We start from the raw sequence: 15,127 nt of genomic DNA on the forward strand, positions 1-15,127 counted from the left end.
CCATGCAATCACCCGATCAGAACGTAGAGCGCAACCGCCAACTGCTGCTGGACCGCTCACTCACCGGCCTGAAGAAGTATGGCGTCACTACTGAGCGCGGAGACCTGAGCCTGAATGAGTGGCTCCAGCACCTACTGGAAGAGCTGCTGGACGCGGCCAACTATGTGCAGGCGGCGATGAACAATGCTCAGCCGCCTAGCACCAACCTTTACTCTTGTCCGGAAACCAACAGCCCCCCCTGCATCATCGGGATAGCACCAACGCATCTGAACGTTGCACTTGAGCTGCGCAATGAACGGCTGCGCCAGGTCAATGCCGAAGGCTGGCCCCCCGAGCACGACGACGAGCACGCCAGTGATGAAATCGCCGCCTTTGCTGCCCTATACGCCCTGCCCGAAGCATGCCGGGACTGGGACGCCCGCAGCACCGGCTACGGCAACACCCTGGCAGAAGCCATCACACCCAAAGGCTGGCAACCAAAACTCGGTGACCGCCGCCGCGAGCTGATCAAAGCCGGCGCCCTGATCATCGCCGAAATCGAACGACTGGACCGCGCAGCCCAGCGCGACGGGGGTGACATGTGAAAGCCATCCACGAGAACGATTACACCGCGATCGGCAACCAACACGAGCACGTAACCAGCCGCATCAACGACATGCTGATCGAGCTGCAAAATCACGCCTATCAAACCGGCGTAGAGCGCGGCAAAGAGCTGGCCAAGCAAGCCGCAGCCGAGGCAGGCACCATCTCGCCAACGCTCTGCCAGACCATCCATCTCGGCCAGCCCGGCGTCATTATCGAAGCGGGAGCGATGATCGGTCCGGATGATGAAGAGGTCGCCACGCTGACCTTTTCCCGATTTGCCGGTGCCGTGCGCCTGACCTTCCCAACGCAAACCCAGGCACTGGCCGTGCTGGCTGCGGCAACTGCCGAGGACTGCACAGAGGCAGGCGCGCAGCCGGTGGCCTGCGAATGCGGCGACAGCTATCCGCCCGGCAGCTACGGCGCGGGCTTCATCACTCAACTGCTCGCCATGGTTCAGGTACGCATTCTGGAAGCCATGAGCCACGCATGCAGCCCAAAACCGGCAGCGCCTGCCGATTACGATCCAGAGCGCGAGAACGCCGCGTTTGAGTCGTACGTCGCGTCTCTATCCGGCACAGCTAAAAAGTCCTTGTCTAAAGATGACATCGGCTTGTACCTCGACAGCTGGGTCGGTCCCGCTCATGACGGATGGCAAGCACGCGCCCGGATTGGGCAAGCGCCTGCCGCGCAGGATGTTGCGGGGCTGGTTGAGGCGTTGGGACGGGCATTGGATTTCATTCGAGGCGATGGCGACTTTGAACACCGGGAAGCACTGGAGCGCTGCGAGTGCTACGCATGCGTTACGGGCGAGATCATTGATTCCCTCGCCGCCCACCAGAGCGGAGGTGCAGCATGAGCAAAGCAACCGAACTGCTCCGCGCAGCAGCCACGCCCGAAGACCTTGTCACTGATGACGAGCTGAACAAAGCCTGGGGCAATGCAAACTTTGGCGGCATGGAAAAGCGCGAAGTGATCCGTGTCGGCACACTCAAGTGCCTGGTGGGCTACCACCAAGGCTTTACCTCAAAGACTATCTGCACCGAGCTCGGCTTGATAAACGCTAAGTACAAGGTCACGCCAAAAGGCCGGGCTTACCTGTACCTCAGCTGCCGCAACGGGTGCAATCTATGAACCTCCACACCCAATACCAGCTCAACTACGCCAACGACCTGCGCATAGACCTCTTCGCCGGCGGCGGCGGAGCAAGCACCGGCACAGAAATGGCCACCGGCAAACCGGTCGATATCGCCGTCAACCACAGCGAAAACGCCATCAGCATGCACCGGCTCAACCACCCGCACACCCAGCACTTCACGTGCGACGTGTACGAAGTAAAGCCCCACCAGGTCACCAATGGCCGGCGCGTAGCACACCTGCACGCCTCGCCCGACTGCACCCACCACAGCCAAGCCGCTGGCGGCCAACCGCGCAGCTCGGCCAGCCGGTCACTGTCGTGGGTTATCGCCATGTGGGCCGGCCAGGCAGCACCCACGATGATCACCATGGAAAACGTCAAGCAGATCCGCAACTGGGGTCCGCTCATTGCCAAGCGCTGCAAAACCACCGGGCGCGTCATCAAGCGCGACGGCAAAACCGTTGCCGCCCCGGGCGAACGGGTACCGGTCAGCGATCAGTTTCTGGTGCCAGACCCCAAGCGCAAAGGCCAAACATGGCGCGCCTTTCTCAAGCACCTGCAGAGCCTTGGCTACCAGGTAGAGCACAAACTGTTGCGCGCCTGCGACTACGGCGCCGCCACCACACGCGAGCGCCTGTTTCTGGTGGCCCGCCGCGACGGCCTGCCCATCTGTTGGCCAGAGCCCACCCACTTCGAGCACCCCAAGCGCGGGCAAAAGCGCTGGCCAGCAGCGGCGGACCATATCGACTTCACCCTGCCCAGCAAATCCATATTTGACCGCCCCCGCCCATTGGCCGACGCCACAATGCGCCGCATCGCCAAGGGTATTCACCGCTTTGTGCTCGACACCGCCCAGCCCTTCATCGTGCCCATCGCCAACTGGAGCACCGAGAACCTGCACCCCGTTAGCGACCCGCTACGCACCATCACCGCCCAGCCCAAGGGCGGCACCTTCGCCGTAGCAGCGCCCACGCTGGTTAAATTCCGGGCCGACCACATCGGCCAGCGCCTGGATGAACCCCTGCCAACCATCACCAGTGGCGGTGGCAGCAAGCGTCCAGCAGGCGCACCACATGCAATGGGCATCGCTAGCGCAGCGCTCATACCCTTCTATGGAGAGAAAAGCAAAACCGAAAGCCGCTCATCCAGCCTGGAAAAACCGCTCAAAACCCAGACAACTGAGAACCGGCATGGCCTGGCCACCGCCTTCATGGCCCAAATGAACGGCGGCAATAACACCACCCCCGGCCACGAGCTCACCAAACCGGCCAGCACCATCGTCGGCAAGGGCAGCACACAACAGCTGGTCACCGCCAACATGGTTACTCTGCGTCAAAACTGCAGCAGCCAAGCCGCAGACGCACCGCTGCCAGCCATAACCGCAGCCGGACAGCATCACGCCCTGGTGCAATGCACCCTGTCACCCGAAGTGATAGAAGAGAAAGCTCTGCGCGTTGCGGCCTTCCTGATGAGCTACTACGGCACAGACAACATCTCAGCCGCAGACGCCCCGCTGCCCACCATCACCACCAAAGACCGGCTCGCACTGGTCACCGTGGTCTACCAGGGCGCAACCTACGTCATCATCGATATCACCTTACGCATGCTCCAACCCAAAGAGCTCTACGGTTGCCAAGGCTTCCCCAGCAACTACAACTTCGAGCGCGGTCACGATGGCCGCACCTTCTCCAAATCCGAGCAGGTCAAGATGGTAGGCAACAGCGTCAGCCCCTACCCGCAGTGCGCATTGCTGAAGGTCAACAGCCACGACCAGCAGCTGATGCAGGGGGTGGCGGCGTGACCTGCCACCTACACCGCTGCACCAACCTGCCAGAGCCAGGCTACATCGAGCGCGGCACGCGCCCGAAAAAGCCGGTGCCTTGGCTCGTCAACTACCTGATAAAAACCCCGGACGGCAAAACCCACATCGAGAATACCGTCATCCGCCAGCCCGTCACTATCCCCGAGCTGCTGGCCATTATGGACAAGATGATCGAGCGATTCGGCGACGAGGTGGGCAACGTTGCCACCCAGGTTACGTGGGATGCATTCGCCCGAGGCGGGCAAGGGAACAAGAAGAGGGGCAAGCGGAAATGACTCAGTACTTTTTTACAACAGGCAGCACCGACTATCTGCCGCCAGAGCACTCAGGCCGCCGCCTTGCTGTGATCGAACGCAAACAGTCGATACACGCCGGCCCGCTCGACTTACCGCACTTGTGCGATATCTGCGGCAAACGCCGCAACCAGGGCAATCACCAACGCTGCTCGAAGCTGCGCCAACAGATCCGCAGAGGCAGACAACCATGAGCGCCGCAAAGGTACTAGAATTTGAAGAACTGCAGCGCATCACGGGTTACACCCGGCGCGCTGACGTAGAGAAAACGCTGCGCGCACAAGGCATCAGGATATTCGCCGGGCGCAAAGGCCCCTGGACAACCATTGACCTGGTGAACCAGGCAGGCGGGCTTCGCGTTGCCGATAACGACACCTATGGACCTGACATCGTATGAGACGTGGCCGCAAGCGCAAGCACAACCCCCACATCCCGGCACATATCGACCAGGCCGCGCTGCCAAATGGCGTGTACTTCGATCACCGAGGTGAGGGTTGCTGGTATAGGCTCAGCTTCAATGAAGCCGGCAGACGCACACGCCAGAACATTTGCGGCAGCAAGATCACTCTGTCAGAGCTGCACCGACTGATTGAAGATATTGAGGGCATAGACACAGCCAGCCTGGACTACCTCTTTGCCGAGTTCCACGGCAGTGACCAGTTCAAGCAGCTGTCACTCAAAAGCAGAAAGGATTACGAGTATTGCCGCGACGTGCTGGCGGTATTCCCTACCAAGCTGGATCAGCCCTTGGGCAAGCTAGCCGTGCGGCGCTTCACCGCACCCATGATCCAACGCATCATCGACAAGCTGGCCGACAGTGGCCCATCAAAAGCAGCGCACTGCTTGCGCTATCTGCGCCGGGTTATGCAGTGGGGCCGTAACCGTGGCTACCTGGACGACAACCCGGCCAAAGGCTTGGAGGCGCCAAAGGAAAGAAAGCAGCGCCGGTTACCAGACACTCAGGTTATGAACGCTCTGATCCAGCGAGCACAGCAACGCGGCCAGCTTTCGCGCGGCCAACTGGGCGCCTGCTCGCCTTACCTGTGGATTGTGATGGAACTGAGCTATTTATGCCGGTTGCGCGGGATCGAGACCATCACGCTCACCGACGCTAACGAACGGCCGGAAGGCATCCTGACAAACCGACGCAAAGGCAGCAGAGATAATATCGTGGGATGGACTCCGCGCCTACAGAACGCCTGGAACGCCGCCAAGGCAATACGCGCGCAAACGTGGGAGAAGAGAAAGACCGCCGTGAACCTGCAACCCTCACGCCGGCCGATCATCGTCGGGACCAGCGGCAGGGCTTTATCAAAATCAGGGCTGGATACAGCCTGGCAACGCTTCATTACTGCAGCAATAGAGGATGGCGTGCTAACACCAGAACAACGCTTTGGCATGCACGACTTTAAACGGAAGGGAATCACAGACACGAAAGGAACGCGGGCCGACAAGCAGCAAGCCAGCGGGCATAAGGATCAGGCGATGATGGACGTTTACGACTTGAGTGTGCCGACGGTTAGGCCGTCGGCTGACTAGACGCGTCAAGGTCTTTTATTGCTTGCGCGACAAACTTCGCGCCCTGGAAGACCTCCCAGAAAAACGATTTAAGATCTTCTTTGGCAAGCCTGTTCAGCTTTCGGTGTACACAAACATCAGCATGAGAGTGAGCCTCATCGAGAGGTGTTGAAAAAACACTCAGCGTACGCGGCCCCACAGCGCCCTCTACTTCGCTCTCGGTTCGAGCGTTACGAAGCTCACTAGCCTCGCATGCGACAAACCCAAGGTACACCCGCCTGCGCACACCTTCACGCATGGCGCGCTTGACACCAAAATCATCAACCTCTGCTCGTGTAGTCATGTCCAAGCGACGAACCGAAAGCCCTTTATTAAAAGCATCTCCGAACGTAGCAGGCGTACAAGCTAATGACATACGTATATCGGGATCATCTAGCTCAACGTGAGTGGGGTCTTCAATCAGCCGAGCTAAGCTCTCATCGTCGGCCACTGCATCAACCTCCTCCAGCTCTGTCGGCAATCCCTCAGCAATCGCAATATCTGCATCAGACAACTGAAGTGCAGCTAGCGCTTTGCACTTTTCCTTGTCATCGCTGGTAATTATTGGTCTGACACGCTGTGGCATTTGCTGTCTTAGTTACAGAGATTCAATAAATGCCCAAGCTTGCTCGAGCTCTTCCGGATGATGCAGGTTCGCCTCAAAGAGCGTTTTCTGACCGGTTTCTCTGTTGCGGTATACGCATGCCAGCTCGTGACCGCCATAGAATGAAACAGAGAAATACGCCAGACCGGTATCCCAAAAAAGCCCAGGAATCCCTTCCTCGTCAAGCATTGCACTTACATCAGGGCACCTTTCTACTATAGATCCAAGCATATAAAGGAAAGCATCAGCTGCTTCAAGACACTCAGAAGTCGGTGCTAGTGCATCATCTCCATCCCACCCGTCAACCAGAGTCCGATAATGCTCCAACGCAGCATACGCGCGAACGCAGTAATCACGCGAGACCAGCTCTCCATCAGACAAAATGCAAGTGGTCTCAATGGTAGGAGCAACGCTGCTCAATGCGAGAAGGTCCTGAATGTATGTGTCCAAGCTGGAATCGACAGATCCTACTGCCGAGGAACGGTACTGCCCTGCACCATTAAGACCCGCAAGGGACTGTTTAATCCCGTATTGAACAAAGCTCCATACGCGAGCGCTAATCGCTGATGTGGAAATAGATTGCCCTTGAAAGGGTAGCGGCAAAGCAGTCATGGTCATTAACTCCCTGTTCTCAACCCGATGGCGTTAAGCATGTTATCTGACAAGATATCTGTAATATGATCTTTATGCACAGATTTTAGACTATATACCAAGCCATCAAGTTCATCCCCCGGTACAAGTGCAACACCATGAGTTAGGGTTATGTCGACTTGGCTAAAGTACGAACCGTCAAAAGAATCTGCCATTCTGACGTGATTGATCTTGCCCAGATTGAGCGACTCACGCCCTTCCAACTCATCAAAAAAACCGTAATGAGAATGCCAATACTTAGACTGCTGTACAGCCCTTTTTGAGAGCAGCTCTGACTGCCCGTTAAACAACTCTGCAGGCTCCCAGCTTATATCTGGCGACGTAAACTCGTCACGGTACTCTAAAGTCAGCTTTTCAGCTTTAGAGCCAGACACACCAAACGCATTGCGCCCAATGTCAAGGAAATACTTAGCCTCAGCCCAGAAGGAGTTGAAATCAGTATATTCATTGGTGCAGAAAACAGCACGACTGCCCGCCACCTCGAACCATTTCGCCTCGGCACCATCGGGCTTCCTGATGAAGTAACGGTATCCCGACTCCTCTTCGTGAAGCCGATCTGAGTTATCCAGTACCGGAAACGGAATATTGAGGCTCCGGATTACGCGACGCATATTTAGCTTGGAGCGGAAACGTTTGGCCTCCTCCCGTACAAGAGAGAGACCGCCAGCTCCTATCTCACTAGGGAATTCGAGCACCAAGGCAACAGCCTTAATAGAGTGCACATCATTTACAGGCGTGATCACGATCAAGCGTTCCCTTGGACAGGCAGAATCTACCTACTGACAATTGGTTAGCTACTATACCCATGAGCATAGACTCAAGCAATTCTGGCGCCAATAGACCAATCATCAATGTACGTAGATTTGTACGCGGGCTCACAAAAAAGGCCTGCGATCAGACGCAAGCCTTTGTTTTTTATGGTGCCGGCACCAAGAGTCGAACTCGGGACCTACTGATTACAAGTCAGTGTTATTGTCACGCAATCAGAGGCTCTTAAAGACTATAAATCAAACTTTATCTATCTCATCATTTTGTTTATAAAGGATTTATTTTCCGTAAAGCCCAAAACAGGCAATGTATAACCACGAAATAAAAATGGTCAAACTCCTACCCGAATCCTACCCGAAACGCTAAACTCCTACCCGAAACCTACCCCAAAAGGATCGGCCATGAGCAGCAATCGCTCTGCATTGAAAGAACATTTTCTGAAGCGGCTAAAGTACGACCCCGAGAAAGACCGCCAAGAATTCTTCGATCCTCCTCTTTACGGCCAGGGGACTTTCGGCGTACGGGTGAACAAAAGATCAATAGCGTACATCCTGCTATACAGCTTTCACGGCAAACCAAGGCGCCTGACCTTGGGTTCCTATCCAAAGATGTCACTGGCGGATGCCCGAGCCAGATCCAGGCATGCCGCCCAGCTGGTAGAGCAAGGCATCGATCCAGGTCAGAAAAAGACACTTGAACTGTTCGAGTACCGGACGAGCCCTTCCGTCGCTGATGCCGTGGACACATACCTTGAATGGGCCATGGCCAACAAAAAGTCTTGGAAAGAAGACGAGCGGATGCTCAAGAACGATTTTGTAAAATGCATTGGAGACATGAAGCTTCAAGACGTTAAGCGCAGGCAGATTTTGGCTCTACTGGATGACAAGGCCAGAACCGCCCCGGTCGCAGCGAATCGCCTGCAAGCTGTAGTTCGGGCGCTGTTCAATTTCTGCGTAGAGCGCGACATTATCGAAGCCACACCACTGGTGAAGATGAAAAAAATAACGAAAGAAACACCTAGAGAGCGGGCTCTCAATCAGCACGAATTAGTTTGGTTTTTAAAACGCTTAGCAAATCCATCGATTACCGTAGCCACTCGTTTTGCGTTACTGCTTTCCTTGATGCTTGCGCAGCGTTCGGGGACTATTGCTGCAATGCGCTGGGTCGACTTGGATTTGAAGCAAGGGATCTGGGACAGGTCCGGCCGCTTTGAGAAAAACAATAATCCCGTCGCAATCCCCTTGTCCTCCCATGTAATCAAAATCCTGCAACACCTAAAACATCTTCAAACGGTAAAACTTGAAAAGAGCGGCGGTGCCGCAGAACCCAGCCCTTGGGTTCTGCCTGGCAGAGGTACGTCATCACATCAGACTCAACCTTCTTTAAACCGGGCAATGCGCAGACTTTATGACACGTATGTCGCCGACGCAGAGCTTGTGAAGTCTGAAGGGCTGCTTCGAATTGCTGAAGGGTATCCAAGGCCTACTGCTCATGACCTGAGGAGAACCGCCACGACTCATATGTCAGGCCGGGGCCTGGGCAAGAACGTACGCAGCCGAATTCTTAATCACGCGAATCTTAGCGTGGACGCGATCTACGACAGATATGCATATTTCGACGAAAAAGCGAAGGCTTTGGATGACTGGCACGACCATCTGCTCAGCTTATTCAAAGAGTCATTTGGGCACCGAAATTGGCTAAAAGATTATGGCCGCGAAACAACTCAGGCTAACAAGATCGAAGCTAAACCGGCAGTGGTCGAATCTGACGCTCCTCGCGCATTTATGATTGGTGGAAAAGAAATCCCGTTGTCAGAGCCTCAGATCGAATGAAGGGTAAATACGCTTAAAGTCCGCTATACATTGCTTTCACCAATATTTCGGAGTTCACTATTGAGCAACCAGGCCTGTGGCAGCATTTTTGATCGTGGCTGTTCATCGAGTTATGGGCCGTACCTGAGCAAACCAGAAACCAAGGCACTGGCCCACGTCAAATGGAAATGGCTGAAGATCTGGTAAAAGCAAAAGGCTGTATCGGCATCTGGTTTGATACTTTTGATTTTCAGGCTCCCGAGTATTTACCCGAAACAAGGCTTTACTCAACTAGGTCAGCTTGATGAGCTCCCACCAGGACAAAAGCGGTTTTTTTGAAACGACTGATCTGAGAAGAAGAACCCAAAAGACTACCGTCAGTGACACATAGAGACACATTGAAAAGCCTCTTGTTTGCTCCCGCCCCTGGAGTTAACGCACGTTATTCAGCTCGCTCTCCACCAGCTCCAACAAAGGCCCCGGACCGAACTCGGTCAGGCAGAGTTTCTACCCTGAACTAGGGAGTGCATCGCTGTACTAGCCGATGCATTGCTTTTCGCCGACTGCCTTAGGGTTTGTCTGGTGCATCGCCAAACAACTTGCCGGAACCGGCCCAGTCCGATGGCGCCACGTCTTCGAAGATGACGTAAATGTACTCGGCCGGAGTAACCGTGTTTTTCACAATACTCTCGGTAATATCAGCAGCAACAGTGGCTTTTTGCGCGTGCTATTTCCCTTCAAACCAGCTAGCTCGTACGACGGGCATGGTAGATCCTCTTTCACAATGGATAGAAATGAAGAAGGTATCGACCTGATGATCAGGTTCGGCGAGCTCAAGGATGTCGGTGGGCTGGTGGCACGCCGTCTGGCGCGGCAACGCTGGGCTATTTGCGCGGCGCCCAGCTACCTGGAACGATATGGGACACCTCAACAGTTGGAAGATCTTGTGCATCACCACTGCATCGTTGGCCATAGGCGTGGCCAGCCGCTGTCCTGGCGCGTGCAACAGCATTCCCAAACTGTGCGGTTCGCTCCCCCGGTGACCCATCAAATTGGGGATGGCGAGGTAATGATCCTGGCGGCGGTAGCTGGGGCAGGATTGTGTCAGATGCCGCGCTGTCTGTTCACGGATGACATCAATGCCGGGCTATTGGTAGAGGTACTGGGGGCCTATGAGCCCGAGCCCGTTGAAGTGCACGCGGTATGGCCAAAGGTGTCTCACCTACGGCCGAAAGTGCGCTACGTAGTGGACGAACTGGTACAGCTTTTTGAGCGTTGGCGTTGATCGAGGTCCATCCGAAACCACGCTCTGGTATTCCCAGCGATCCTGGGAGCTTTTGCGATACAAAAGTCACCTTCAATTCATTCTCTCTCGGCGTAAACGTTCAGCAACACATAGCAGCCGTAGCCTATTACAACACCCCAAAGCGCGGACGATAACCCGTAGAGAGACATACCGGAGGCAGTAACCAAAAAAGTAACCAATGACGCTTCACGATCCCGGCCCTCCTCCAGCGCAGAAAACAGATTGGAAGCAATCGCTCTCAACAATGCCAGACCCGCCAGCACTGCGACAAACGCGGCTGGCAATGACGTGAACAAGCTCACGATGGTCCCCGCAAACAAGCCGCCGATAAGATAGAAAATACCGTTAAAGACACCTGCGACGTATCTACGCGATAAAGCTTTGTGAGCATCTTCACCAGTGCAGATCGCCGCCGTGATTGCCGCCACTACGATGGTAATACCCCCAAAAAATGCTATAGGTAGCGATAACAAGCCGGTTACAGCGATTATAGGTTTGGCTTTGACCGGATAACCTGCGTTTTGAACGATAGCTATCCCTGGGAGAAATTGACCGGTCAGGCTCACCAGCACCAGAGGAATAGCAAGACTCAGGGTGGCACTCAAGGTCCATTCTGGCCGGATAAATTGCGGAACTGCCAAGTTCAAACCAATACCAGAAAGCGATGCGCCCTCCAGCAATATCGCCAGAACCACACCAGTAACCAATAACAGTATCAGGGTGTACTTAGGGAATAAGCGCCGAAATACCATATAGGCCACAAGCATACCGATCGCCAACTGCGGCGTGTTCTCAATGGCGACGAACGCCCCTACTCCAAACTGGAACAGAATGCCTGCCATCATCCCTGCGGCGATGCCTTTGGGTATTGCGCGGACAAACGTATCGAAAGCGCCCGACATGCCGATGACTACAATGATGAGTGCTGCCGTAATGTAGGCGCCAATGGCCTCATTCAAAGATAACTCTGGAAACAGCGTAACAAGTAAGGCTGTACCGGGCGCTGACCAAGCAGTGACTACTGGCGCTTTGAACCAAACGGACAGAATGATCCCGGATATACCCGCGCCTATCGAAATAGCCCAAACCCAGGAGGTCATCATATCCGTGGATATACCGGCACTTTCTCCGGCTTGAAAAAAAATCGCAAGCGGCCCTGAGTAGGACACCAACACAGCCAGAAAACCGGCAACCGCTGCGGGCAATGATAAGTCTTTCAAAAATCTCGACATAACGTTCCGTTGTGACAACATTATTGTTGGTTAAAAAAGAGCCCCATGCGCTTACGCGCCGGGGCTAAAAGAGGGCTGGACGGAGTTGCCAACCCTGGGTCGCATGCAGGATCCGATATCTAGTTACTGCTGACGTCCATACCAGGGAGCTTTGATACCGGCGCTGACTTAGAGTCAAGTCCACGCCGGCCAACTAGCGCTATGGCCACAGTGGCGATGGCGCCTGGCACTGCAAGTGCGAGGAAATTCATGTGATGCGGCATGGCCGTCGCTAGCAGCGCACCACCCAGCAACGGGCCAACGATGGCGCCATTGCGGCCGATCCCAGAGGCCCAGCCAAGGCCGGTAGAACGAATGGCGGTTGGGTAGTATTGGGCGACGTAGGCATACAAGAGGATCTGCGAACCGATAGTGGTTGCACCGGCGATACCCACCAGCGTGTAGAGGAACCACATCGGACTGTCGTAGCCAAGCATAACCAAGGAAGCTGAGGCCATGATAAAAAAGGTTACCAACACCGAACGCAGCGATAGACGATCCGCTAACCAGCCGCCACCAACCGCGCCGACAATTGCTCCGACGTTGAGCACCATCAAAAACATAAGGCTTGAGCTCAAAGCATACCCGGCGTTCGACATCAATTTAGGTAGCCAGGATCCGAGGGCGTATACCATTAACAGGCAGCAAAAAAATGCTATCCAGAACATCACGGTGCTCATTGCGCGGCCGTTGCGAAATAGCTCCAGCACCGGTGCCTTGCTGTCGTTGGTAGGCGGTACTTCAAGCACATCATCCTTACGGATGTTCATCAGCGGCGCGATTTGCTGAAGCACATAGCGCGCCTCGTTCTCGCGCCGCTGCGCCATCAGGAAGGCTACGGACTCAGGTAGGTATTTCAGCATTAAAGGGAGCAGTAGCATCGGCACGCCGGCCAGATAAAACATGATCTGCCAGCCGAAATTAGGCACGATCCAGATACCCAGGCCAGCAGATATCATCCCGCCCACGGCGTATCCACTGAACATCAGCGCTACCAGGGTGCTGCGTTTGCGCGCTGGCGAGTATTCGCTCATCAGCGACACCACGTTTGGCATAACGCCGCCAATGCCGAGCCCAGCGATAAAGCGCAGCACGCCAAATTGCCAGGGCGTGGTAGCCAGGCCGTTAACCACCGTGGTCACACTGAACAGCACTACGCAGCCAATGATAACTTTCTTGCGGCCCACTCGATCCGACAACATACCGAACCCCATAGCGCCGAACATCATGCCAAACAGCGCACTGCTGCCTAGCAGGCCGGCAACGTAGGGGCTTAGTTGCCACTCGTCCATGAGGATAGGCAGTACCACACCGTAGATCACCAGGTCGTAGCCGTCGAAGATGATAATCAGGGTGCACCAGAAGAGCACCCTCCAGTGAAAGCGGCTGAATGTGGCGTTATCGATAACGTTGTTTACGTCGATATTTCTCATCGGTCTGTACTCGCCTTATTTGTTTTTGTGCGGGAGTTACCTTCCTGGTTTAAGTGACGAAGCCTGTTAACCCAGGTCTCCACCGGCGACCGGAATCACGGTTCCGGTTATGAAACTGGCGGCGTCCGATGCTAGGAACAGAATGGGCTCTGCCTGCTCATCCAGATCGGCATAACGCTGCATGAAGCTGTTCTGTTTGGTCTGATCGACAAGGGTCTGGTACCAGGCCTTTTCCTGGTCGTTCTGAGTGCTGAGGTTGCGCGGCGTCAGCCGTGGCGGAGCCTCCGTACCGCCGGGCGCAGTGGCATTCACACGGATGTTGTGCGGCGCGTACTCATAAGCCAGGTTGACGGTCATGGCGTTGACGCCGCCCTTGGCAGCGCCATAGGGCACTCGCATCAGCCCTCGGGTAGCAACGGAGGAAACGTTGACGATCACCCCGCCCTGCTGCTCCAGCATGTAGGGCAGCACTGCGCGGCAACACCACAGAGTGGGAAACAGTGAGCGCTGGATTTCCTTCGCGATTTGCTCAGGGCTATAGTGCTCAAAGGGTTGCGCCCAGATGGTCCCGCCGACGTTGTTGATCAGGATATCGATCCGGCCAAACTGCTGATAAGCCTCCGTCATGACCTTTTCTGCGCCGGCCCAGGTTTCCAGATCAGCCTGGACCGCGACGGCTTCTGCGCCCTGCTCCCTTAGATCAGCAGCGACCCCCTGAACATACTCGGCGATGTCAACCAACAGCAGCCGGCCGCCCTCTGCCGCAGCCAGCTCGGCTACGCGCTTGCCAATGCCCTGCGCAGCCCCGGTGATGACCATAACCTTGTCGGTGAAGCGGGCGCTCATGCCACCTGCTCCTGCGCGGCTGACAGGCTTGGGGTGAACTTCTCGTAATGGAAGGAGTTAGGGGTGATGCCCTGCTCGCGGAAGAATGCGAGGACGGAATCGACCATGGGCGGAGGCCCGCACAAATAGACGTCTACATCGCCTTCGTTGAGAGGTGCCTCATCCATGTGGTGCGTGACGTAACCCTTGCGCGCGTGGTCGCCGTCGGTGCTCGACACGCAGGTGACGTAGGTGAAGTTGTGCAGCTCGCTGACGAAGCGGTCGAGTATATCCAGACAAACCAGATCATCCTCAGTGCTGACGCCATAGACCAGATGCGTAGGCAGGTCACAACCGTTGGCTTTCATGTGCTCAAGCTTGGCCAAAAACGGGGCCAGGCCAGTGCCGCCAGCCAGCATCAAAACCGGACGCTCGATTGGCCGGAGATAGAAGCTACCCATCGGGCCAGTAAGTGTCACCTTGTCACCGGTACGCGCTTCGCCCACCAGCCAGGAACTCATTAGCCCGCCTGGCACATTACGGATCAGAAAACTCAGATCCCGGCTGCCGGGCCTGGAGCTGAAAGAATATGCCCGGGTTTCCTCGGTGCCCGGCACCTGAATGTTCACGTACTGCCCCGGTAGGAAGGCGAGCTCCTCCTCTACCCTGATTTTGAGCTCGATGGATGTAGGCGAGATCAGGTTCACCTCGGCAACCTTCCCGGTCACCGCCGCATTACCGGTCTTGCACATGGTCGAAGGTACAGGAATTTCGACAACACAATCACTGGAGGGCACCATCTGACAGGTCAGGACCATACCCTGCGTCACTTCCTCTTCGGACAATGCTTCCTCGAGATACTCCTCGCCCAAGTCAAACTCTCCCTGGCGGCAGGCACCCTTGCAGGTACCGCAAACGCCGTCGGAGCAATCCATGGGCAGGTTTATCTGCGCACGGTAGGCCGCATCCAGCACAGTTTCGCCTTCGTTGCAGGACACAAAACGGGTTACACCGTCTTCAAAGTTAAGCGCGATGTTATAACTCATGATGCTGCTCTCCCGATCAA

Annotated in this window: 15 protein-coding genes and 3 pseudogenes; 10 read left to right on the forward strand and 8 right to left on the reverse strand. The window is 55.6% G+C overall.

Annotated features, from left to right (window positions below; translation table 11 throughout):
• Window positions 1–2: 2 nt before the first annotated feature.
• The 7 genes from EF096_RS20400 to EF096_RS15785 all read left to right on the forward strand — a co-directional run bounded on the left by EF096_RS20400 (window position 3) and on the right by EF096_RS15785 (window position 5,374).
• Window positions 3–584 (forward strand): hypothetical protein, encoded by a 582-nt coding sequence (locus tag EF096_RS20400; protein ID WP_177412362.1) that lies wholly within the window; start codon window positions 3–5, stop codon window positions 582–584.
• On the forward strand, window positions 581–1,441 hold the full coding sequence (locus tag EF096_RS15755; protein WP_123890756.1) for a hypothetical protein: 861 nt from the start codon (window positions 581–583) through the stop codon (window positions 1,439–1,441). Before EF096_RS20400 ends, EF096_RS15755 begins: the two co-directional genes overlap by 4 nt.
• A complete protein-coding gene (locus tag EF096_RS15760; protein WP_123890757.1) occupies window positions 1,438–1,716 on the forward strand; it encodes a hypothetical protein in 279 nt (92 codons plus the stop codon). Before EF096_RS15755 ends, EF096_RS15760 begins: the two co-directional genes overlap by 4 nt.
• Window positions 1,713–3,521 (forward strand): DNA cytosine methyltransferase, encoded by a 1,809-nt coding sequence (locus tag EF096_RS15765; protein ID WP_123890758.1) that lies wholly within the window; start codon window positions 1,713–1,715, stop codon window positions 3,519–3,521. The genes EF096_RS15760 and EF096_RS15765 overlap by 4 nt, the downstream gene beginning before the upstream one ends.
• Window positions 3,518–3,817 carry a hypothetical protein gene (locus EF096_RS15770; RefSeq protein ID WP_123890759.1) on the forward strand — a complete coding sequence of 100 codons (300 nt, stop codon included), beginning with the start codon at window positions 3,518–3,520 and terminating at the stop codon, window positions 3,815–3,817. The genes EF096_RS15765 and EF096_RS15770 overlap by 4 nt, the downstream gene beginning before the upstream one ends.
• A gap of 208 nt (window positions 3,818–4,025) precedes the next feature.
• Complete coding sequence (locus EF096_RS15780) at window positions 4,026–4,232, forward strand: DUF4224 domain-containing protein (protein ID WP_123890761.1); 207 nt, start codon at window positions 4,026–4,028, stop codon at window positions 4,230–4,232.
• Window positions 4,229–5,374, forward strand: a complete 1,146-nt coding sequence (locus EF096_RS15785; RefSeq protein WP_123890762.1) for a site-specific integrase — start codon at window positions 4,229–4,231, stop codon at window positions 5,372–5,374. The genes EF096_RS15780 and EF096_RS15785 overlap by 4 nt, the downstream gene beginning before the upstream one ends.
• Here the strand turns inward: EF096_RS15785 and EF096_RS15790 are convergent.
• Genes EF096_RS15790 through EF096_RS15800 form a run of 3 tightly spaced genes read right to left on the reverse strand, consistent with a single transcriptional unit; the run spans window position 5,355 to window position 7,390 of the window.
• Window positions 5,355–5,978, reverse strand: a complete 624-nt coding sequence (locus EF096_RS15790; RefSeq protein ID WP_123890763.1) for a hypothetical protein — start codon at window positions 5,976–5,978, stop codon at window positions 5,355–5,357. The genes EF096_RS15785 and EF096_RS15790 overlap by 20 nt on opposite strands.
• Window positions 5,979–5,990: 12 nt before the next feature.
• Window positions 5,991–6,608 (reverse strand): hypothetical protein, encoded by a 618-nt coding sequence (locus tag EF096_RS15795; RefSeq protein WP_123890764.1) that lies wholly within the window; start codon window positions 6,606–6,608, stop codon window positions 5,991–5,993.
• A gap of 5 nt (window positions 6,609–6,613) precedes the next feature.
• A complete protein-coding gene (locus EF096_RS15800; protein ID WP_123890765.1) occupies window positions 6,614–7,390 on the reverse strand; it encodes a hypothetical protein in 777 nt (258 codons plus the stop codon).
• A gap of 426 nt (window positions 7,391–7,816) precedes the next feature.
• On the opposite strand from EF096_RS15800, the gene EF096_RS15810 reads away from it, so the two are divergent.
• Complete coding sequence (locus EF096_RS15810) at window positions 7,817–9,247, forward strand: tyrosine-type recombinase/integrase (RefSeq protein ID WP_123890766.1); 1,431 nt, start codon at window positions 7,817–7,819, stop codon at window positions 9,245–9,247.
• A gap of 95 nt (window positions 9,248–9,342) precedes the next feature.
• A pseudogene (locus EF096_RS20640) lies at window positions 9,343–9,565 on the forward strand (GNAT family N-acetyltransferase); the annotation flags it as partial.
• A 229-nt stretch (window positions 9,566–9,794) separates the two neighbouring features.
• Here the strand turns inward: EF096_RS20640 and EF096_RS20645 are convergent.
• Window positions 9,795–9,992: pseudogene (locus EF096_RS20645) on the reverse strand (tautomerase family protein).
• Window positions 9,993–10,013: 21 nt separating this feature from the next.
• Here EF096_RS20645 and EF096_RS15820 point away from each other — a divergent pair.
• Window positions 10,014–10,511 (forward strand): annotated as a pseudogene (locus tag EF096_RS15820) (LysR substrate-binding domain-containing protein); the annotation flags it as partial.
• 77 nt (window positions 10,512–10,588) lie between these two features.
• Here EF096_RS15820 and EF096_RS15825 read toward each other — a convergent pair.
• The 4 genes from EF096_RS15825 to benC form a co-directional block, all read right to left on the reverse strand.
• Entirely contained in the window at window positions 10,589–11,764 is a 1,176-nt protein-coding gene (locus EF096_RS15825) for a benzoate/H(+) symporter BenE family transporter (protein WP_123890767.1), read from the reverse strand.
• Between the two features lie 119 nt (window positions 11,765–11,883).
• Window positions 11,884–13,236, reverse strand: a complete 1,353-nt coding sequence (locus tag EF096_RS15830; protein WP_123890768.1) for an MFS transporter — start codon at window positions 13,234–13,236, stop codon at window positions 11,884–11,886.
• Between the two features lie 66 nt (window positions 13,237–13,302).
• Window positions 13,303–14,082, reverse strand: a complete 780-nt coding sequence (gene benD / locus EF096_RS15835; RefSeq protein ID WP_123890769.1) for a benzoate diol dehydrogenase BenD — start codon at window positions 14,080–14,082, stop codon at window positions 13,303–13,305.
• Window positions 14,079–15,107: a benzoate 1,2-dioxygenase electron transfer component BenC gene (gene benC, locus EF096_RS15840; protein WP_123890770.1), complete on the reverse strand. Its 1,029-nt coding sequence runs from the start codon at window positions 15,105–15,107 to the stop codon at window positions 14,079–14,081. The genes benD and benC overlap by 4 nt, the downstream gene beginning before the upstream one ends.
• Between the last annotated feature and the right edge of the window lie 20 nt (window positions 15,108–15,127).

Source organism: Pseudomonas neustonica (assembly GCF_003797945.1).
In the GTDB taxonomy this organism is placed as follows: Bacteria; Pseudomonadota; Gammaproteobacteria; order Pseudomonadales; family Pseudomonadaceae; genus Halopseudomonas; species Halopseudomonas neustonica.